Origin of the sequence: Streptomyces sp. NBC_00727, assembly GCF_045161745.1 — a bacterium.
Classification (GTDB): domain Bacteria; phylum Actinomycetota; class Actinomycetes; order Streptomycetales; family Streptomycetaceae; genus Streptomyces.
The window spans coordinates 2,976,096-2,994,829 of sequence record NZ_CP108981.1 but is presented as its reverse complement, the minus strand read 5'-3'; the positions used below and the strand labels follow the sequence as shown (position 1 = coordinate 2,994,829).

Sequence of the window (18,734 nt, the reverse complement as noted above, 5' to 3'; positions counted from 1 at the left end):
AGCGGGGCCCTCAGCGGGCACCCAGCGCCGTGGGCGGCACGCCGAGCGTGGCCGTGAAGTCCCTGACCAGGTGCGCCTGGTCGCTGTAGCCGAGGTCGGCGGCGAGGCCCGCCCAGTCCACGTCCGGGTCGGCCCCGGCGCGCTCCAGCGCCTCGTGGATGCGGTAGCGCAGGATGACCCACTTGGGCCCGACGCCCACGTACGCGGCGAACAGCCGTTGCAGCGAGCGGGCCGACACGCCCTCGGCGCGGGCGAGTCCGTCGACCCGCAGGATCGAGCGGTCCGTGCGCACCAGGTCCACCAGGGCCATCGCCAGGTCGGCGCGCGGGTCGGGCTCGGGGCCGAGCGCCAGCAGGTACGCGTCGAGCGCGGCGACCCGGTCGTCCTCCGCCTCCGGGTCCAGCACGGCGGCGGGCGGGGCGGGCGGTGCGAACACGTCGGCCACCGGAAGCCGCCGGCCCGTCCACCGCGACACGGGCGCCCCCGGCGCGAACGGCCGGAAGCCGCCCGGCCGGAACTGCACCCCGCACACCCGCCCGCGCCCCTCCAGCTTCTGCGTGAACAGCTCGAGGCCGATGCCCGAGACCTCGGCGTACCCCGCGTCCTCGTCGCCGCAGCCCGCGTACCGCTCGAAGACGAGGTTGACGCTGGGATGCGGGACGAGGTGGGAGGCGTACGGCTGGGAGAGGTCCCAGTCGATCAGCCAGTAGTGCTCCAGATACGGCCGCAGCTCGGGCGCGGGCTCGCGGCGCCGGAACTGTACGTGCGCGAACAGCTCGGGCGCGTCGACGATGCCCCGGGTGTCGCGCCGCGGACCTTCGTGACCGGCCATGACGGCCGATCCTAGGACGCGGCGGCCCTCGCGGGCTGCTGTTGTGCACCGGTACCGGGGTGCCGGCCGTCGTAGAGGCCGCCGAGCGTCCCGTACGCCTCGTCGACGATCCGCCCGGCGTCCGTCAGTGCCGCACGGCCGGCCAGCCGGGCGGCCTGCCGGGTGTACGGGGACGGCGGCGCGGGGTGTATGCGCCGCCACCGGGCGCTGAGCACCGCGTACAGGCCGCTGGAGAGGAGCAGTGCGGGAACGGACAGGGTCAGGAGAATGTCGCCCATGGCAGCCTCCTTCGGGGGACGGTGTCTCCTGCATCGGCAGGTCGGACGGGCCCTCTGGAGATCATTCTTCGGCCATTGAATGGCCGGATATGAAGGGCCGACATCTGTCCTTCGAGCACATGACCGCAGGTCGGCGCGGCGGGCCGGTTCAGCCGCCGCTCACCACATCCCTGACCGCGGCCAGGAAGTCCTCCGTACGCGGATGCGTGGGGTGAACGGGCCGTGCGAGGTGGACCGTGGCGGCGGGCGCGTCGGTGACCGGGACGAACCGGACGCCCGGGTGGCCGTGACTCTCGGGCCGTTCCGCCGCCCCAGGCCAACGCCCCGCGTCAGGGCCAGACCAGGCAGTACGCCTGATGCCCCGCGTCGTGCAGCCGGTGGCTGAAGTCCTGCCACTCGTGGAGGAGCTGGTACACGTTGAACGCGTCGCGCGGGCCGCCGCGGTCGGGGACCGTGGACCAGATGAAGGCGGCGGCGCCCACGGACTCCTCGCCGACGCCGCGCAGCGGGTCGACGACCGTCATCGGGAGCTTGACCACCGCGTAGTCGGGGTGCAGGACGACCAGTTCGAGCGGGGGGACCTTGTGCAGAGGTATGCCCTGTATGCCGGTGAGGACCATCGCGGCCACCGTCTCCGGCTTGATCTTGCTGAACATGCCGCCCATGCCGAGCTCGTCGCCGCCGAGCTCCTCGGGGCGCATGGAGATGGGCACGCGTGCGGCGGTGGCCCCGTCGGGGGCACCGAAATACTTGTAGGTCACCCCCACCCGGCCACCACTTCCGCTCCCGGCTCCGCCGCCTGTCCGCGCCTCACCGGCCTGTATGCCCTGCGTGTGCTCAGCCTCGCGCCGCCGGTGCCGACCCCGCCGGGCAGGCTCGGGCCCCGGGCCGTCCGTCCCTTCGCCCACTCCGCCACCGCGATGCATATCTCATCCACCCGACTACTCACTAGGAGGCACAGCCCCCGCCGCGCAACCCGATCATCGTGTCAGTGACCTCCCCCACGGGCGTGCGGTGAAACACCTGTCCGCAAAGACCGTCCGTGGCTCTGACACCATGGCATGTGTGAGCTTTCCCTATGACGCCCCAGTTTCGCAGACGCTTTTCGACCGCGCGTCCCTCGTGACGCCCGGCGGCGTGAACTCTCCTGTCCGTGCCTTCCGGGCCGTGGGCGGTACGCCCCGGTTCATGGTGTCCGGTACCGGTCCGTACCTGACCGATGCCGACGGGCGGGAGTACGTCGACCTCGTGTGCTCGTGGGGGCCGATGATTCTCGGCCACTCCCACCCCGAGGTGATCGCCGCAGTTCAGGAGGCTGTCGCCCGCGGCACCTCGTTCGGTACGCCCGGCGAGGGCGAGGTCGCGCTCGCCGAGGAGATCGTCGCGCGCGTCGAGCCGGTGGAGCAGGTGCGGCTGGTCTCGTCGGGGACCGAGGCGACCATGTCCGCGATCCGCCTCGCCCGCGGTTTCACCGGCCGGGCCAAGGTCGTGAAGTTCGCCGGCTGCTACCACGGCCACGTGGACGCCCTGCTCGCCGCGGCCGGGTCCGGCGTCGCGACCTTCGGGCTCCCGGACACCCCCGGGGTCACCGGCGCGCAGGCGGGCGACACCATCGTGCTGCCGTACAACGACCTGGAGGCCGTGCGCGCCGCGTTCGCCGCGCAGCCCGGGGAGATCGCCTGCGTGATCACCGAGGCGTCGCCCGGCAACATGGGCGTCGTCCCGCCGCTGGACGGGTTCAACGCGGGGCTCAAGGAGCTCTGTGCCGCCAACGGGGCGCTGTACATCTCCGACGAGGTGATGACCGGGTTCCGTACGTCGAAGGCCGGCTGGTTCGGCGTCGACGGGGTGCGGCCCGACCTCATGACCTTCGGCAAGGTCATGGGCGGCGGCTTCCCGGCCGCGGCGTTCGGCGGGCGCGCCGACGTGATGGCGCACCTGGCCCCGGCCGGCCCGGTCTACCAGGCGGGCACGCTGTCCGGTAACCCGGTCGCCACCGCCGCCGGGCTCGCGCAGCTGCGGCTGCTGGACGACGCCGCGTACGCGAGGGTGGACGCGGTCTCCGCCGAGATCCGGGGCCTGGTCAGCGCCGCCCTGGACAAGGAGGGCGTCGCGCACACCGTCCAGGCGGCGAGCAACATGTTCTCCGTCTTCTTCACCGACGGGCCCGTCCGCGACTACGAGGACGCCAAGCGGCAGGAAGCCTTCCGCTTCACCCCGTTCTTCCACTCGATGCTGGCGCAGGGTGTCTACCTCCCGCCGTCCGCGTTCGAGTCGTGGTTCGTCTCCACCGCCCACGACACGCAGGCCGTCGAGCGCATCGCCGCCGCCCTGCCCGCCGCCGCCCGCGCCGCCTCGGAGGCCACCGCATGAGCGAGAAGCCCACCGACACCACTGACGACATCACCGTGGTCCATCTGATGCGCCACGGCGAGGTGCACAACCCGGAGGGCGTGCTGTACGGCCGCCGGCCCGGGTACCACCTCTCCGAGCTGGGCCGGCAGATGGCCGACCGGGTCGCCGAGCACCTGGAGAAGCGCGACATCACGTACGTCGTCGCCTCCCCGCTGGAGCGCGCCCAGGAGACCGCGACGCCGATCGCCAAGTCGCACGGACTGGACCTCGCGACCGACGGCCGCCTCATCGAGGCCGCCAACGTCTTCGAGGGCAAGACCTTCGGCGTCGGCGACGGTGCGCTGCGCAAGCCGGACAACTGGAAGCACCTGACGAACCCGTTCCGCCCGTCGTGGGGCGAGCCGTACATCGAGCAGGTCGTCCGCATGATGGGCGCGCTCGACGCGGCGCGGGACGCGGCCCGGGGCCACGAGGCGGTCTGCGTCAGCCACCAGCTGCCGGTCTGGATCGTCCGCAGCTTCGTGGAGCGGCGCCGGCTGTGGCACGACCCGCGCAAGCGGCAGTGCACCCTCGCCTCGCTCACCAGCTTCACGTACCGGGGCGACAAGATCGTCTCCGTGGGCTATTCGGAGCCGGCCCGCGATCTGGTGCCGGCGCATCTGCGCGCGGGCGCGAAGCCGGTGAAGGGTGCGTCGAAGGGGTTCGGCGCGTAGCGGTCGCCCTGGAGCGGTATGGCCCCCAGCGGGGATTCGATTCTGTGTTCGGTCAACGCTGGGGGCTGGTTTCGTAAAGAACTATGTGCTATCTGGGGGAACCCCCGTGTGGCTACAACCATCTAAGCGTTTGCCAGTTTGTATGTACTTAGGGCAAAACGACCGCAGATGGGAAGCCGCATGCGTGAGATCAGCCGAAGGGGATTGCTCGGAGCCGGTCTCGGTGCCGCGGCCGTCGGAATGGCGGGGTGCAGCGTCACCGGGTCTTCCGGCGCCGGCGCCGGGGACAGCAGCCCGAGCCCGGACAACGGTTCCACCGGCCAGAAGGGCGGGACCTCGAAGGGCACCGAAAAGAAGAAGGACGTCCGCGCCATCGGCGACGGTTCCACCGCCTACACCGGGAAACAGCCCAAGCAGCCGAAGGCCCCTGAGCCGCTGGAGCCCGGACAGAAGCCCCCGCAGTTCGTGATCTTTTCCTGGGACGGGGCCGGCGAGGTCGGCAACGGGCTGTTCCCCCGCTTTCTGGAACTCGCCCGCGAACACGACGCGTCGATGACCTTCTTCCTCTCCGGCCTCTATCTGCTCCCGGAATCGAAGAAAAGGCTCTACCGCCCGCCGAACAACCCCGTAGGCGCCTCCGACATCGGCTATCTCACCGACGGCCACGTCAGGGAGACGCTCAAGAACGTCCGGCAGGCCTGGCTCGACGGCCACGAGATCGGCACCCACTTCAACGGCCATTTCTGCGCCGGCTCCGGATCGGTCGGCAACTGGACCCCCGCCCAGTGGCAGAGCGAAATCGACCAGGCGATCTCCTTCGTCACCGAATGGCGCACCAACACCGGCTGGAACGACGAGGAATCGCTCCCCTTCGATTACCGCAAGGAACTCGTCGGAGGCCGCACCCCCTGCCTGCTCGGCCAGGACAACCTGCTGCCCACCGCCAAGAAGCTCGGCTGGCGCTACGACGCCAGCTCGCCCGGCGGCACCCAGGTCTGGCCCAGCAAGCGCCAGGGCGTCTGGGACCTGCCGCTCCAGGGCATCCCCTTCCCCGGGCACACCTTCGAAGTCCTCTCCATGGACTACAACATCCTCGCCAACCAGTCGCAGAACTCCACCAAGGGAATGCCCTCGCGCTATCCCGGCTGGCGCGAACAGGCCACGCAGTCGTACCTCGGCGGATTCAAGCGCGCCTACGAGACGAACCGCGCACCCTTCTACATCGGAAACCACTTCGAGGAGTGGAACGGCGGCATCTATATGGACGCCGTCGAGGACGCGCTCAAGCACATCGCCGGGAAACCGGACGTGCGCCTCGTCTCATTCCGGCAGTTCGTCGACTGGCTCGACGTCCAGAACCCGGCCGTCCTCGCCAAGCTCCGTACACTCCAGGTCGGCGAGGCCCCCGCGGGCGGCTGGAACACCTTCTTTAAACAGGCCTGACAACGGGCTTTACGGGCACCGAGGGGGGTGCCCAAGATCCCCGGAACCGCCATGCGAAACTTTTCACATGAGCCATGGCCGCGCACCCCGACGCCGCTTCACGCTGCTCGCCGCCCCCCTGGCGGCCGCCGCGCTCGCACTGACGCTGACCGCGTGCGACTCCGGCAACCAGACCAGCGGCGGCGGCGACACCAACTTCGTCACGGCCAACGACGGAATCGCCACCGCGCCCAAGGGGGAGCGCGCCGACGCACCGAAGCTCGACGGCGAGACCGTGGACGGCAAGCAGCTCGACCTCGCCGACTACAAGGGCAAGGTCATCGTCCTCAACGCCTGGGGCTCCTGGTGCGCCCCCTGCCGGCTGGAATCGAAGTACTTCAACAAGGTGGCCAAGGAGACCAAGGACCAGGGCGTCCGGTTCGTGGGGATCAACACCCGCGACAACTCCCGGAGCAACGCCCTCAGCTTCGAGGAGGAGCACGGGGTCACCTACCCCAGCTTCTACGACCGGACCGGGAAGCTCCTGCTGCGCTTCCCCAAGGGCACCTTCCGGCTCCAGTCCATCCCGTCGACCGTCGTCATCGACCGGGACGGCAAGCTCGCCGCCCGCTTCGTGGGCCCGATGGACGACGCCGATCTGCACAAGATGCTCGACCCGCTGATCGCGGAGAAGTGATCAGGTGAGCACCCTCGCCGCCGCCATGCAGAACGACACGGTGATGAACGGCGCCCTCCTGGTCGCCCTGCCCATCGCCCTGCTCGGCGGGCTCGTCTCGTTCTTCTCGCCCTGCGTCCTGCCGCTCGTCCCCGGCTACCTCAGCTACGTCACCGGGGTCAGCGGCGCCGACCTGGCCGAGGCCCGGCGCGGCCGCATGGTCGCCGGCGCCGCGCTGTTCGTCGCCGGCTTCACCGCCGTCTTCGTCTCCGGCGGCGCCCTCTTCGGCTTCTTCGGGGACACCCTCCAGGCCAACAGCGGGCCCCTCACCAAGGTGCTCGGCGTGCTGATGATCCTCATGGGCGTCTTCTTCATGGGCCTCATGCCGTGGATGACGCAGCGCGAATTCCGTATCCACAGGAAGCCGGTGACCGGCCTGGTGGGCGCCCCGCTGCTCGGCGCGCTCTTCGGCATCGGCTGGACCCCGTGCCTCGGGCCCACGCTCAGCTCGGTGTCCATCCTCGCCATGAACCAGGGCACCGCCGGGCGCGGCGCCATACTGACCGTCGCCTACTGCATGGGCCTGGGCATCCCCTTCGTGCTCGCCGCCGTCGCCTTCCGCAAGGCACTCGGCGCGTTCGGCTGGGTCAAGCGCCACTACGCCTGGGTCATGCGCATCGGCGGCGGCATGATGATCGTGACCGGGCTGCTCCTGCTGACCGGCGCGTGGGGCAGCATGATGCAGGAACTACAGGGCTGGTCCGCCGGCTTCCAGGTGGGGATCTGAGTACGAATGAGCAACACCACGTCCAACCCCTCCCAGGAGCGGGACCAGGAGTACGAGACTGAGCTCGGCGCCGCCGGCTCCCAGCTCTCCACCGCCCCCCGCGAGGAGTCCCTCGCCAACCTCCCCGCCATGGGCGTCATCGGCTGGATCCGCTGGTTCTGGCGCCAGCTGACCTCCATGCGGGTCGCGCTGATCCTGCTCTTCCTGCTCTCGCTCGGGGCCATCCCCGGCTCGCTGATCCCGCAGAACAGCGTCGACGAGCTCAAGGTGCAGACCTTCAAGGACACGCACACCTTCGAGACGCCGATCTTCGAGAAGCTCCAGTTCTTCGACGTCTACAGCTCGGTGTGGTTCTCCGCGGTCTACATCCTGCTGTTCGTCTCGCTCATCGGCTGCATCATCCCGCGCACCGGCACCTTCGTCGGCCAGCTCCGCAGCCGCCCGCCCGGCGCCCCGAAGCACCTCACCCGGCTGCCCGCGTACACCACCTGGCGCACCGAGGCCACGCCCGAGCAGGTCCACGAGGCCGCCCTCGCCATCGTCCGCAGGCGCCGCTACCGGGCCCACCTCGCCGGTGACTCCGTCGCCGCCGAGAAGGGCTACCTCCGCGAGGCCGGCAACCTGATGTTCCACGTCGCGCTCATCGTGATGCTCGTCGCCTTCGCCTGGGGGCAGCTGTTCAAGTCCGAGGGCGCCAAACTGGTCGTCGAGGGCGACGGGTTCTCCAACACCATCACCCAGTACGACGACTTCAAGTCCGGATCGCTCTTCGACAACGACTCGCTGACCCCGTTCAGCTTCACCCTCGACGACTTCATCGGCACGTACGAACGCAAGGGCCCCCAGATCGGCACGCCGCGTACGTACGAGGCGCACGTGACGTTCTCCGACGGCGCGTACGGCAAGCCGCAGAAGAAGGTCATCAAGGTCAACGAACCCCTCGTCGTCAACGGCACGAAGGTCTACCTCAACGCCCACGGCTACGCGCCCGTCGTCTCCGTCAAGGACGGCCGGGGCAAGGAGGTCTACAAGGCCGCCGTGCCGCTGCTGCCCATCGACAACAACGTCACCTCGACCGGCGCCATCAAGGTCATGGACGGCTACCGCGACGAGAACGGCAAGAAGGACCAGCTGGGATTCCAGGCGTTCTTCGTGCCGACCTTCGCCGGCAACGGCCAGGGCACGATGTTCTCGCAGTTCCCCGCCGCCGACATGCCCGTCCTCGCCCTCAACGGTTACCACGGCTCGCTCGGCGTCGACTCCGGCATCGCGCAGAACGTGTACCAGCTCGACAAGACCAAGATGAAGGAGTTCAAGGACTCCGACGGCAAGCAGCTCAAGCAGCGCCTCCTCGTCGGCGAGACGATGAAGCTGCCCGACGGGGCCGGCTCCATCACCTTCGAGGGCATCCAGGAGTGGGCCAGCTTCCAGATCTCCGAACAGCCCGCCAGCGGCTGGGCGCTCACCGGCGCCGTCGCCGCCATCGCCGGACTCGCCGGCTCCCTCTTCATCCAGCGCCGCCGCGTCTGGGTGCGGGCCGTACGCGGCGACGACGGCACCACCGTCGTCGAGATGGCCGGACTCGGCCGCAGCGAGTCCGCGAAGCTTCCCGAGGAGCTGGCCGACCTCGCGGTCAAGCTCAACGCCGAGGCGCCCACCGCGCCCGGCACCGACAGCGACGTCGACGAGGCGTCCTCCGTAGAACCTGCCGAAGGGGCTGAGAAATGAATCTCGCCGCCGCAACCAACGAGAACCTGGCACACACCAGCAATGTGCTGATCTATTCGTCGATGGCCGTCTACACCCTGGCCTTCTTCGCGCACATCGCGGAGTGGGTGTTCGGCAGCCGCAGCAAGGTCGGCCGAACCGCCGCCGCGCTCACCACCGAGGAGGCCGCCGCGGCGGCCGGCACGGTGAAGGTCCAGGTCGCCACCAAGGGCGGGGGCACCGCGGTCCTGGAGAAGCCCAAGGTCATCACCCGGTCCGCAGCCGGCTCGCGTGACGTCCCGGACGGCCCCGGCGCCGCCGGCGGCACGTTCAAGGGCGACCTCTACGGGCGGATGGCGGTCTCGCTGACCGTCCTCGCGTTCCTGGTGGAGGCCGGTGGCGTCGTCGCCCGCGCGCTGTCCGTGCAGCGCGCGCCCTGGGGCAACATGTACGAGTTCTCCGTCACCTTCTCCACGGTGGCGGTCGGCGCGTACCTGGCCCTGCTCGCGCTGAAGAAGAACGTCCGCTGGATGGGCCTGATCCTGGTCACGGCCATCCTGCTGGACCTCGGTCTCGCGACCACGGTGCTCTACACCTCCAGCGACCAGCTGGTGCCCGCGCTGCACTCGTACTGGCTGTGGATCCACGTCTCCACCGCCATCATCTGCGGCGCCGTGTTCTTCATCGGCGGCATCGGCACCCTCATCTACCTCCTCCGCGACAGCTACGAGAACAAGCTCGCGAACGGCGAGGAGCCGGGCGCCTTCGCCCACTCCGTGCTCTCCCGGATGCCGTCCGCGTCGACCCTCGACAAGTTCTCGTACCGGATCAACGCGGCCGTCTTCCCGCTGTGGACGTTCACGATCATCGCGGGCGCGATCTGGGCGGGCGACGCCTGGGGCCGCTACTGGGGCTGGGACCCCAAGGAGGTCTGGTCCTTCATCACCTGGGTCGCCTACGCCTGCTACCTGCACGCCCGCGCCACCGCCGGCTGGAAGGGCCGCAAGGCCGCCTACCTGGCCCTGATCGCCTTCGGCTGCTGGATCTTCAACTACTACGGCGTCAACATCTTCGTCACCGGCAAGCACTCGTACGCCGGCGTCTGACGCGCCCTTCTTCGACGACGACTGCCCGCCACCCGGAGGCCCGGGGGCGGGCAGTCGTCGTACACGGTGTGGTTACAAGGCGTCCGGATCGCCCTCGCGGCGCTTCAGTTCCTCCTCGCGGCGGCGGAGGTCCGCCTCCCAGTCCTTGAGGAGCGCCTCGTCCTTCTTGCTCTCTTCCTTCAGCGACTTCAGGAAGTCCGGGTTGTCGTCCGGCGCCACCCACTCCTGGCGGTGGTTGCGGTGCCACTCGGAGGGCGTACGGCCCCCGGCGGGCGCCTGGCGGAGCTTGCCCGCGGCCAGCCAGACGATCGGGCCGACGATCCAGAACAGCAGGATGATGAAGACCCAGGCGATCTTCGGCAGGTGCTTGGCCTCGTCCTCCGGGGTGTTCAGGCAGTCGATGAACGCGAAGATCGTCAGCGCCAGCGGCAGAAGGTAGATCAGGGCCCGGAGCATGGTGGAAAGGTCCCCCCGAGGAGAGTTGGCGGGGCTTTGCCCCGCCCCGGTGACGGGCCCAGAGTAACGGGTGTCATTTGCGTCCCACGGCGAGCAGGTGGGAACTGGCGGCGAGCAGGTCCGGGTACGGTTCGGCCATGCGCGCGGCCGTCAGCGCGGAGGCGAACAGACGCGATCCGACCAGGGATTCCCCCGTGTGGCGCTCGGTCGCTTTCAGCAGGGCCCAGGTGGGGCCCTCGACGCCGTACACCCGGGTTCCGGTGAAGCCGGCCTCGCGCATCTCGGCGTCCAGCTCGGCACCCGTGTGGAAGTTAGCCTCGGTGAAGCCCTTCTTCCCGTCGTGGGATCCGGTGTCCAGGATTTTGGCGATGCCCTGCTGGAGCGAGTCGCGGTCGAGGTGGGCGAGGGCGGTGTGCTCGAAGAGGGAGGCGTAGCGGTTGATGCCGGCGGCGGCGACGAGCCCGCCGGGCCGGGCCACGCGGTACGCCTCCGCCAGGGCGGTCTTCCGGTCGGCGGCTTCCACGAGGTGGTAGAGCGGGCCGAGGACCAGGACCACGTCGTACGAGTCATCGGCCGCGCTCAGGTCCCGGGCATCCCCCAGCTCGACGCTGTACCCGGAGCCCTCGGCTTCGGCGATGTGCCGTTGCACCGGGTCCACGAGATGGACTCGGTAGCCGTCTTCGGACAGCCATCGGGCGTGGGCGCCGGGGCCGCCGCCGACATCCAGTACGGAAGCGGGTGCGGGTGGCAGGTGCCGGCGCAGCAGCTCCTGGGTGCGGACCATCTCCAGGACTCCGTCGGCGGAGCCGGAGAGGCGGTCGGACTCGTTGATGGTGGCCGTGTAGAACTCGATGATTCCTGCCGGGACTTGGTAAGCCGTCATGAGACCGTCCTGTTCCGGGCCGAAGCCGAGGCGGGTGTATCCCTCGGCTAACCTAACCGGTTGACCTGTCCAGCTACCAGGAGATCACAGTGCCGCAACTGAAGTACGAGCAGATCGCGGAGTCCCTGCGCGCAAGGATTTCGGACGGCGAGTTCGGAGCGGGCGATCTGCTGCCTTCCGGACGTGACCTGTGCGAGCAGTGGTCGGTCTCGCGCGCCACTGTCATCAAGGCGATGGACGTCTTGCGTGGTGACGGGCTCGTCGTCGCCCGGCAGGGATCGGGGTTCACTGTGGTGGAGACTCCCGTGGCCCGACCGGCCGGGCGCCGTTCCGCCGGATCGTCCCGGGTGTCCGGCGGGCGGTCGTTCAGGCGTCTGGGGCTGCCGGAGAAGGAGAAGGCGCCCACGAGGATCGCGGACGCGATGGGGCTCGGTCCCGGGCAACTCGCCCTCCGCAGGAACCGGCTGATGCTGCTCGACGACGGCTCGCCGCTGTCGCTGGTCACCGCCTGGTTCCCCGAGGAGGTGGCGGACGCCTGCCCGAGGCTGGCGCAGAAGGGGCCGATCCCGGAAGGGACCACGCACTATGTGACGCGGATGACCGGTAGGTCCCCGGTCCGTGGAACGGACGTGACCTCAGTGCGTCTCGCTTCCGAGAGCGAGGCCGTAAGCCTCGGGCTGGACGTACCGGCCGCACTCGCGGTCGTCCTCCACGTGGCGAGTGACGGCGACGGCGGTGTCCTCGTGTGCGAGGAAGGGGTGACGCCGGCTCACCTCTGGGAGCAGGTGGAGACCTACCCGATGGGTGGAAGCGTCACCGAATAGCTTGACTGGACCGGTCAACCGGTCCAGTCTCGATTCGTGAGCACTTCGGAGCACACCGACTCCCTCCACGCGCGCTTACTTCCGTGGGCCCGTCCCGACGGCAGGCCTTGCTACTTGCAGACCGACGGCCACGGCTATGTATCGCGTCTGGCGGACGAGATGGAGGCCGTGCAGCTCAGCATGGGCGCGGAAGTCCTCGACTGCGCCAAGCCGATCATCGCCGCCGCCGGATCGACGGTCGCAGAGCTGCGGTTCGCCGCTGTGCGGCTGGCCGAGTGCCTGACGGACGCGCTGCGCGTTTCGGAAAGCAAGGGCATGCGGCTGCGGTGCGGGGAGGCGGCGGCGGAGTCTGCGGGGCCGGCGGTCAACGGCTGACGCGGGGAGCCCCGGCGGCCGCCGCCGGGACGGATGTCAAACTGGTCAGCATGGCTTACGACGATCTGCGATCCCTCCTCCGGGCTCTGGAGCGCGAGGGCGAGCTCAAGCGCATCAAGGCCGAGGTCGACCCCTACCTGGAGGTCGGTGAGATCGTCGACCGGGTGAACAAGGCCGGCGGGCCCGCGCTGCTCTTCGAGAACGTCAAGGGGTCCTCGATGCCCCTGGCCATGAACGTCTTCGGGACCGACAAGCGGCTGCTCAAGGCGCTCGGGCTGAAGTCGTACGGCGAGATCAGCGAGAAGATCGGCGGGCTGCTCAGGCCCGAGCTGCCGCACGGGTTCGTCGGGGTGCGGGAGGCCTTCGGGAAGCTCGGGTCGATGGTGCACGTGCCGCCGAAGAAGGTGAAGGGCGAGAACGCGCCCGTCCAGGAGGTCGTCCTCACCGGCGACGACGTCGACCTGGACCTGCTGCCCGCGCTGTTCACCTGGCCCAAGGACGGCGGCTCCTTCTTCAACCTGGGGCTCACCCACACCAAGCACCCCGAGACCGGCATCCGCAACCTCGGGCTCTACCGCCTCCAGCGCCACGACCGGCGCACCATCGGGATGCACTGGCAGATCCACAAGGACAGCCGCAACCACTACCAGGTCGCCGCCCGGCGCGGGGAGCGGCTGCCCGTCGCCATCGCGTTCGGCGCGCCGCCCGCCGTCACGTACGCCTCCACGGCGCCGCTGCCCGAGGACATCGACGAGTACATGTTCGCCGGGTTCCTCCAGGGCAAGCGGATCGAGATGGTCGACTGCAAGACCGTGCCGCTCCAGGTCCCGGCCAACGCCGAGGTCGTCATCGAAGGGTGGCTGGAGCCCGGCAAGACGCTGCCCGAGGGGCCGTTCGGCGACCACACCGGGTTCTACACCCCGCAGGAACCGTTCCCCGCACTGACGATCGACTGCGTGACCATGCGGAAGCGGCCGCTGCTCCAGTCGATCGTGGTGGGCCGGCCGCCGACCGAGGACGGGCCGCTCGGGCGGGCCACCGAGCGGTTCTTCCTGCCGCTGCTCAAGATCATCGTCCCGGACATCGTGGACTACCACCTGCCGGAGTCGGGCGGCTTCCACAACTGCGCGATCGTCTCGATCGACAAGAAGTACCCGAAGCACGCGCAGAAGGTGATGAGCGCGATCTGGGGCGCGCACATGATGTCGCTGACGAAGCTGATCGTCGTCGTGGACTCCGACTGCGACGTCCACGACCTGCACGAGGTGTCCTGGCGGGCCCTCGGCAACACGGATTACGCCCGTGACCTGGTGGTCTCCGAGGGTCCCGTCGACCACCTCGACCACGCCTCGTACCAGCAGTTCTGGGGCGGCAAGGCGGGCATCGACGCGACGCGGAAGTGGCCCGAGGAGGGGTACACGCGGGACGGGGGCTGGCCGGACATGGTCGAGTCGGACCCGGATACGGCGACGCTGGTCGACCGCCGGTGGAAGGAGTACGGCCTGTGAGCGCCGCAGAAGCGACCCTGGGACCGGGGCCCGCGCAACCGAACAGCAAGGTGAAGGCCTTCCTGAGGCTCGTGATGATCGAGCACTCGGTCTTCGCGCTGCCCTTCGCCTACATCGCAGCCCTGACCGCGATGTTCCGGGTGGACGAGACCATCCACTGGGGCACGCTGCTGCTCGTGACGCTCGCGATGGTCGGGCTGCGGACGTTCGCGATGGCCGCGAACCGGATCATCGACCGCGAGATCGACGCCCGGAACCCGCGCACCGCGAGCCGGGAGCTGGTGACCGGTGCGGTGTCGGTGAAGTCGGCGTGGTCGGGGGCGCTCGTCGCCGTCGTCGTGTTCCTCGGGGCCGCGGCCCTGCTGAACCCGCTCTGCCTGGCGCTTGCACCGGTCGCGGTGATCCCGATGGTGGTCTACCCGTACGGCAAGCGGTTCACGAACTTCCCGCACGCGATCCTGGGGCTCGCGCAGGCCATCGGGCCGATCGGCGCCTGGCTGGCGGTGACCGGCAGCTGGTCGTGGGACGCGGTGATCCTGGGGCTCGCCGTCGGCATCTGGATCGGCGGCTTCGACCTGATCTTCGCCTGCCAGGACGTGCGGGCCGACCGGGCGCACGGGGTGCTGTCCTTCCCGGCCCGCTTCGGCATCCCGGCCGCGCTGTGGGGCGCGCGGGTGTGCCACGTGGTGACGACGGGCCTGCTCGTCTGGTTCGGCCTCGCCACGGACGCGGGGGCCTTCTACTGGATCGGCATGGTGATCGTCGCGGTGGCCTTCGTGTACGAGCACCGCGTGGTGCGGCCGCACGACCTGTCCCGGCTGAACCGGGCGTTCTTCTCGGTCAACGGCTTCATCGGCATAGCGCTGTTCGTCTGCGCGCTGCTGGATCTGGTGGTGCGCGGGCTCACGGTGTGAGCGGTGCCGGATAGGCTCGGGGGTGTGGATTCCCGGATTTCAGTGAGTCAGCAGCAGCGAATGCCTTGGATTGTCGGGGTTTCCGGCGCTTCGGGCACGCCTTTCGCCGCCGCGGTACTGCGTGGGCTGCTGGCGGCCGGGGAGAGCGTCGACCTGGTGGTGAGCCGGGCGTCGCGGCTGACGCTGCTGGACGAGACGGGGATCGCCTTCCGCGACGCGCACTGGCGCGAGGATCTGGCGGCCTGGCTGGCGCGGGGGGCGGACGGGAAGCCGGAGACCTTCGACGTGGACGTGTCGGGTGTACGGCACTGGGCGGCCGGCGATCTGGCCGCGGGCCCGTCCTCGGGGTCGTACCCGGCGAAGGGGATGCTGATCGTGCCGGCGTCGACGGCGTGTGTGGCGGGGGTGGCGCTCGGGCTGTCGAAGGACCTGTTGCAGCGGGCGGCGAGCGTGACGCTGAAGGAGCGTCGGAAGCTGGTGGTCGCGGTGCGCGAGACGCCGTTGAGCGGGGCGACGCTGAAGCAGCTGGTGGCCCTGGACGAGGCGGGCGCGGTCGTGTTGCCCGCCTCGCCGGGGTTCTACGCGGGGGCGACGCACATCCAGGATCTGGTGGACTTCGTCGCGGGGCGGGTGCTGGACGCGGCGGGGGTGCCGCATCGGCTGTACCGCCGGTGGGAGGGGGAGCTCGGTGGTGCCGGCTCCGGGGGCTGACCCGGGCGGGTCAGCGCTTCTTGGGGGCGCGCCGCGGGCCGCGGGTGCGGTCGACGCGGAGGGCGGCGGCGGGCTGGTGGGCACGCGAGCGGTTGGCCAGGTCCTGAAGCTCGCGCATTCGGGCGTAGGCCATCTCGATCGTGTACACGGTGTCGTCACTCCTGAAGATTCGTAAGCGATTTTTGATTGTGTGGGAAGATTTGCAGGCTTCAATGCCTGCACGCCTTTGATTCTACACGTAGACTTGCTGTACTGCTGAACAATGGAAGGTTTCAGTCACATGGACGCGGTGGACAGGCAGCTCATCCAGGCCCTCCGGGAGAACGGCAGGGCCTCGTACGCCGAGCTCGGGCGGCTCGTCGGGCTCTCCGGGCCCAGCGTCACCGACCGCATCAACCGGCTGGAATCCGCCGGTGTCATCACCGGTTACCGCGCCACCGTCGACGCGGCCTCGCTCGGCCTCGGGGTCACCGCCCTGATCGGTATCTCGCTCTCCGACGCCGCCGACCACGAGGACGTGGCGCACCGGCTGAAGGACCTCGCGGAGATCGAGGACGCCTGGTTCATCGCGGGCGACGACTCCTACATGCTCAAGGTGCGCGTGGGTGACGTGGACGGCCTGGAGAGGACGATCCGCCGGCTCAGCGGCACCAAGGGCGTCTCGCGCACCCGTACCACCGTCGTGCTCTCCACCAAGTGGGAGAACCGGGTCGGAGACCTTCCCGAGGAGGGCTAGGCGTACGGTGGGCGGGTTCGGTACGGCGAGGAATTGAGGAGCACTGGTGGACGCGGGACTCAAGCGCGAGCTGGAGCAGAAGGTCGGGGCGGGCGAGCGGCTGACCCGCGAGGACGGGATCGCGCTCTACGAGTCCGACGACCTGGCCTGGCTCGGCGGGCTGGCCCATGAGGTGCGTACGCGCAAGAACGGCGACGTCGTCCACTTCAACGTCAACCGGCACCTCAACATGACCAACGTGTGCACCGCCTCGTGCGCGTACTGCTCCTTCCAGCGCAAGCCGGGGGAGAAGGACGCGTACACGATGCGCATCGAGGAGGCGGTGAAGCTCGCCAAGGCGATGGAGGGCGAGAACCTCACCGAGCTGCACATCGTCAACGGGCTGCACCCCTCGCTGCCGTGGCGCTACTACCCGCGTTCGCTGAGCGCGCTGAAGGAAGCGCTGCCGCAGGTCTCCCTCAAGGCGTTCACCGCCACCGAGATCCACCACTTCGAGACCATCTCCGGGATGTCCGCGTCGGACATCCTCGACGAGCTGATCGAGGCCGGTCTGGAGTCGCTGACCGGTGGCGGCGCGGAGATCTTCGACTGGGAGGTCCGCCAGCACATCGTGGACCACCGGACGCACTGGGAGGACTGGTCGCGCATCCACCGGCTCGCCCACGAGAAGGGGCTGAAGACGCCGGCGACCATGCTGTACGGGCACATCGAGGAGCCCCGGCACCGCGTCGACCACGTGCTGCGGCTGCGTGAGCTCCAGGACGAGACCGGCGGCTTCCAGGTCTTCATCCCGCTGCGCTACCAGCACGACTTCGTGGACATGAAGGACGGCAAGGTCCGCAACAAGCTCCAGGCGCGCACCACGATGGCGACCGGTGCCGAGGCGCTGAAGACGTTCGCCGTCTCCCGGCTGCTGTTCGACAACGTGCCGCACGTCAAGGTGTTCTGGGTGATGCACGGCGTGCAGACCGCGCAGCTCGCCCTCCAGCACGGCGCGGACGACATGGACGGCTCGGTCGTCGAGTACAAGATCACGCACGACGCGGACAACTACGGCACGCCGAACAAGCTGACCCGCGAGGACCTGCTCGACCTGATCCGCGACGCCGGTTTCCGGCCGGTGGAGCGCAACACCCGGTACGAGATCCTCCGCGAGTACCCGGGCCCGGACGCGGAGCGGCGCGAGTCGCCGCAGCCGATGCGGGTCTGACCCCGGCGCGCGCCGCGCGCGCGACGCTGCACGTACGAAAGCTCCGGCCACCGTCCCCGGCCGGAGCTTTCTCGCGTTCCGGACGGCGGTTGAGCCGAGGGGCTGTAATGGTTAACCTGCGCGTATGGCTCTTACGTTCGAGGTGGACCCGACCTACGACCGGTCCGTGCGCGACGACATCGTCGCGCTCTGGGTCGACGTCTCCAACGCGGGCGGCGCGGTGGGCTTCGTACCGCCCGTGTCGGAAGGGGACATCCGGCCGGAACTGCTCAAGTACCAGGTGGCCCTGACCGAGGGGCGGACCCGGCTGGTCGTCGGCCGCGACGAGGACGGCCGCGTCGCCGCCACCGCCTTCCTCACGCTCAACACGCACCGGCTGATGCGGCACTGGCTGTGGGCGTACACCGTGATGGTCCACCCCCGCCACCAGGGCAAGGGATACGGTCGCGACCTGATGGAGGCGGTCGCCGACACGGCGCGCGCGACCGAGGGCATCGAGGCCGTCCGGCTCACCTGCCGGGGCGGCACCGGCGCCGACCGCTTCTACGCCGCCTGCGGCTACAAGGAGGTCGGGCGGGTCCCGGGCGCGATCCGGGTGGCCGAGGGCGACGACCGGGACGACATCTACATGCTGCTGCCGCTGGGCTGAGCGCGCCGGGGCGTGGCCCAGCGAATCGATCGATTGCGGGGCATGCTTCACTGGTCGGGCAGGACTGTCGTACGTAGAGAGAAGGCCAGCTGTGTCCGCTGCCAAGCCGAGCGCAACGATCCGGTACACCGCGATGCGTCTCAGTATCTTCGTCGGCTGCTTCGTCGTCGCCGCCATCGCCGTCAACTTCGGAGTGGTGCCGTCCGGGGTCGGGGGATCCAACGTCGTCTGGGTCATCCTGCTCGCCCTGGTGCTCTCCGCGCCGCTCAGCTTCGTCCTGCTGCGCAAGCAGCGCGACGAGATGTCCGAGCAGCTCGTCTCCTCGGTCGACCGCGCCAAGGCCCGCCTGGAGGCCAACCGCACGCGCGAGGACGGTGTGACCCAGTAAGAGGAACGTAAGCTTCCTCACACCCCTCGCTTTTTCTCGTCGAACCCCGGCACGGGAGCGTCCGCTCCTGTACTGGGGTTTTTCGCTGCTCCAGGCGGAGTTGGGGATTCCGGGGCGGTTGCGGGCGGGTGCGGAGCGCTCTCTCGTACCAAAGAAGACCTTTGAGGTTCTCAAAGTTCAAGTGTTAACGTGTTCGGCATGAAG

Annotated in this window: 22 protein-coding genes; 16 read left to right on the top strand and 6 right to left on the bottom strand. The window is 69.4% G+C overall.

From position 1 onward, the window contains the following. Positions 1-10 precede the first annotated feature (10 nt). The 3 genes from OG242_RS13390 to OG242_RS13380 form a co-directional block, all read right to left on the bottom strand. Positions 11-832 carry a DUF6597 domain-containing transcriptional factor gene (locus tag OG242_RS13390; RefSeq protein ID WP_405898388.1) on the bottom strand — a complete coding sequence of 274 codons (822 nt, stop codon included), beginning with the start codon at positions 830-832 and terminating at the stop codon, positions 11-13. Positions 833-843: 11 nt separating this feature from the next. Continuing rightward, positions 844-1,110, bottom strand: coding sequence for a hypothetical protein (locus tag OG242_RS13385; RefSeq protein ID WP_405898387.1), 267 nt, complete (start codon positions 1,108-1,110; stop codon positions 844-846). Positions 1,111-1,439: 329 nt separating this feature from the next. Continuing rightward, entirely contained in the window at positions 1,440-2,036 is a 597-nt protein-coding gene (locus tag OG242_RS13380) for a hypothetical protein (protein ID WP_405898386.1), read from the bottom strand. A 130-nt stretch (positions 2,037-2,166) separates the two neighbouring features. On the opposite strand from OG242_RS13380, the gene hemL reads away from it, so the two are divergent. The 7 genes from hemL to ccsB all read left to right on the top strand — a co-directional run bounded on the left by hemL (position 2,167) and on the right by ccsB (position 9,876). After that, complete coding sequence (gene hemL, locus OG242_RS13375) at positions 2,167-3,483, top strand: glutamate-1-semialdehyde 2,1-aminomutase (RefSeq protein ID WP_405898385.1); 1,317 nt, start codon at positions 2,167-2,169, stop codon at positions 3,481-3,483. Further along, positions 3,480-4,178, top strand: coding sequence for a histidine phosphatase family protein (locus OG242_RS13370; RefSeq protein WP_405898384.1), 699 nt, complete (start codon positions 3,480-3,482; stop codon positions 4,176-4,178). Before hemL ends, OG242_RS13370 begins: the two co-directional genes overlap by 4 nt. A 180-nt stretch (positions 4,179-4,358) precedes the next feature. Further along, positions 4,359-5,621: a hypothetical protein gene (locus tag OG242_RS13365; RefSeq protein ID WP_405898383.1), complete on the top strand. Its 1,263-nt coding sequence runs from the start codon at positions 4,359-4,361 to the stop codon at positions 5,619-5,621. Between the two features lie 67 nt (positions 5,622-5,688). Beyond that, positions 5,689-6,297 carry a TlpA family protein disulfide reductase gene (locus OG242_RS13360; RefSeq protein WP_405898382.1) on the top strand — a complete coding sequence of 203 codons (609 nt, stop codon included), beginning with the start codon at positions 5,689-5,691 and terminating at the stop codon, positions 6,295-6,297. A gap of 25 nt (positions 6,298-6,322) precedes the next feature. Then, positions 6,323-7,063: a cytochrome c biogenesis CcdA family protein gene (locus OG242_RS13355; protein ID WP_405901596.1), complete on the top strand. Its 741-nt coding sequence runs from the start codon at positions 6,323-6,325 to the stop codon at positions 7,061-7,063. A 6-nt stretch (positions 7,064-7,069) separates the two neighbouring features. Beyond that, on the top strand, positions 7,070-8,791 hold the full coding sequence (locus OG242_RS13350; protein ID WP_405898381.1) for a cytochrome c biogenesis protein ResB: 1,722 nt from the start codon (positions 7,070-7,072) through the stop codon (positions 8,789-8,791). Continuing rightward, the gene (gene ccsB, locus OG242_RS13345) at positions 8,788-9,876 is read left to right on the top strand and encodes a c-type cytochrome biogenesis protein CcsB (protein ID WP_405898380.1); all 1,089 of its coding nucleotides are present in this window, start codon (positions 8,788-8,790) and stop codon (positions 9,874-9,876) included. The genes OG242_RS13350 and ccsB overlap by 4 nt, the downstream gene beginning before the upstream one ends. 72 nt (positions 9,877-9,948) lie before the next feature. Here the strand turns inward: ccsB and OG242_RS13340 are convergent, their stop codons facing one another. Then, entirely contained in the window at positions 9,949-10,332 is a 384-nt protein-coding gene (locus OG242_RS13340) for a PLD nuclease N-terminal domain-containing protein (RefSeq protein WP_405898379.1), read from the bottom strand. A gap of 73 nt (positions 10,333-10,405) precedes the next feature. Further along, positions 10,406-11,215: a class I SAM-dependent methyltransferase gene (locus tag OG242_RS13335; RefSeq protein ID WP_405898378.1), complete on the bottom strand. Its 810-nt coding sequence runs from the start codon at positions 11,213-11,215 to the stop codon at positions 10,406-10,408. Between the two features lie 89 nt (positions 11,216-11,304). Here OG242_RS13335 and OG242_RS13330 point away from each other — a divergent pair, with 89 nt between their 5' ends. From OG242_RS13330 to OG242_RS13310, 5 genes are read left to right on the top strand one after another with little or no spacing between them, the layout of a single operon-like run. Then, on the top strand, positions 11,305-12,039 hold the full coding sequence (locus OG242_RS13330; protein WP_405898377.1) for a GntR family transcriptional regulator: 735 nt from the start codon (positions 11,305-11,307) through the stop codon (positions 12,037-12,039). Positions 12,040-12,075: 36 nt separating this feature from the next. Then, positions 12,076-12,414, top strand: coding sequence for a hypothetical protein (locus tag OG242_RS13325; protein WP_405898376.1), 339 nt, complete (start codon positions 12,076-12,078; stop codon positions 12,412-12,414). A gap of 50 nt (positions 12,415-12,464) precedes the next feature. Then, complete coding sequence (locus tag OG242_RS13320; RefSeq protein ID WP_405898375.1) at positions 12,465-13,922, top strand: menaquinone biosynthesis decarboxylase; 1,458 nt, start codon at positions 12,465-12,467, stop codon at positions 13,920-13,922. Beyond that, positions 13,919-14,836 carry a menaquinone biosynthesis prenyltransferase MqnP gene (mqnP, locus tag OG242_RS13315; RefSeq protein WP_405898374.1) on the top strand — a complete coding sequence of 306 codons (918 nt, stop codon included), beginning with the start codon at positions 13,919-13,921 and terminating at the stop codon, positions 14,834-14,836. Before OG242_RS13320 ends, mqnP begins: the two co-directional genes overlap by 4 nt. A 42-nt stretch (positions 14,837-14,878) precedes the next feature. After that, positions 14,879-15,547, top strand: a complete 669-nt coding sequence (locus OG242_RS13310) for a UbiX family flavin prenyltransferase (protein ID WP_405901595.1) — start codon at positions 14,879-14,881, stop codon at positions 15,545-15,547. 10 nt (positions 15,548-15,557) lie between these two features. On the opposite strand, the gene OG242_RS13305 is transcribed toward OG242_RS13310, so the two are convergent. Continuing rightward, on the bottom strand, positions 15,558-15,695 hold the full coding sequence (locus OG242_RS13305; RefSeq protein WP_018524972.1) for a hypothetical protein: 138 nt from the start codon (positions 15,693-15,695) through the stop codon (positions 15,558-15,560). Positions 15,696-15,827: 132 nt separating this feature from the next. Here OG242_RS13305 and OG242_RS13300 point away from each other — a divergent pair, with 132 nt between their 5' ends. The 4 genes from OG242_RS13300 (at position 15,828) to OG242_RS13285 (ending at position 18,530) form a co-directional block, all read left to right on the top strand. Then, positions 15,828-16,283, top strand: coding sequence for an Lrp/AsnC family transcriptional regulator (locus OG242_RS13300; protein WP_405898373.1), 456 nt, complete (start codon positions 15,828-15,830; stop codon positions 16,281-16,283). A gap of 46 nt (positions 16,284-16,329) precedes the next feature. Continuing rightward, complete coding sequence (gene mqnE, locus OG242_RS13295; RefSeq protein ID WP_405898372.1) at positions 16,330-17,493, top strand: aminofutalosine synthase MqnE; 1,164 nt, start codon at positions 16,330-16,332, stop codon at positions 17,491-17,493. 124 nt (positions 17,494-17,617) lie between these two features. Continuing rightward, positions 17,618-18,142, top strand: a complete 525-nt coding sequence (locus tag OG242_RS13290; RefSeq protein WP_405898371.1) for a GNAT family N-acetyltransferase — start codon at positions 17,618-17,620, stop codon at positions 18,140-18,142. Positions 18,143-18,275: 133 nt separating this feature from the next. Continuing rightward, positions 18,276-18,530, top strand: coding sequence for a DUF4229 domain-containing protein (locus OG242_RS13285; protein WP_019521237.1), 255 nt, complete (start codon positions 18,276-18,278; stop codon positions 18,528-18,530). Positions 18,531-18,734 lie beyond the last annotated feature (204 nt).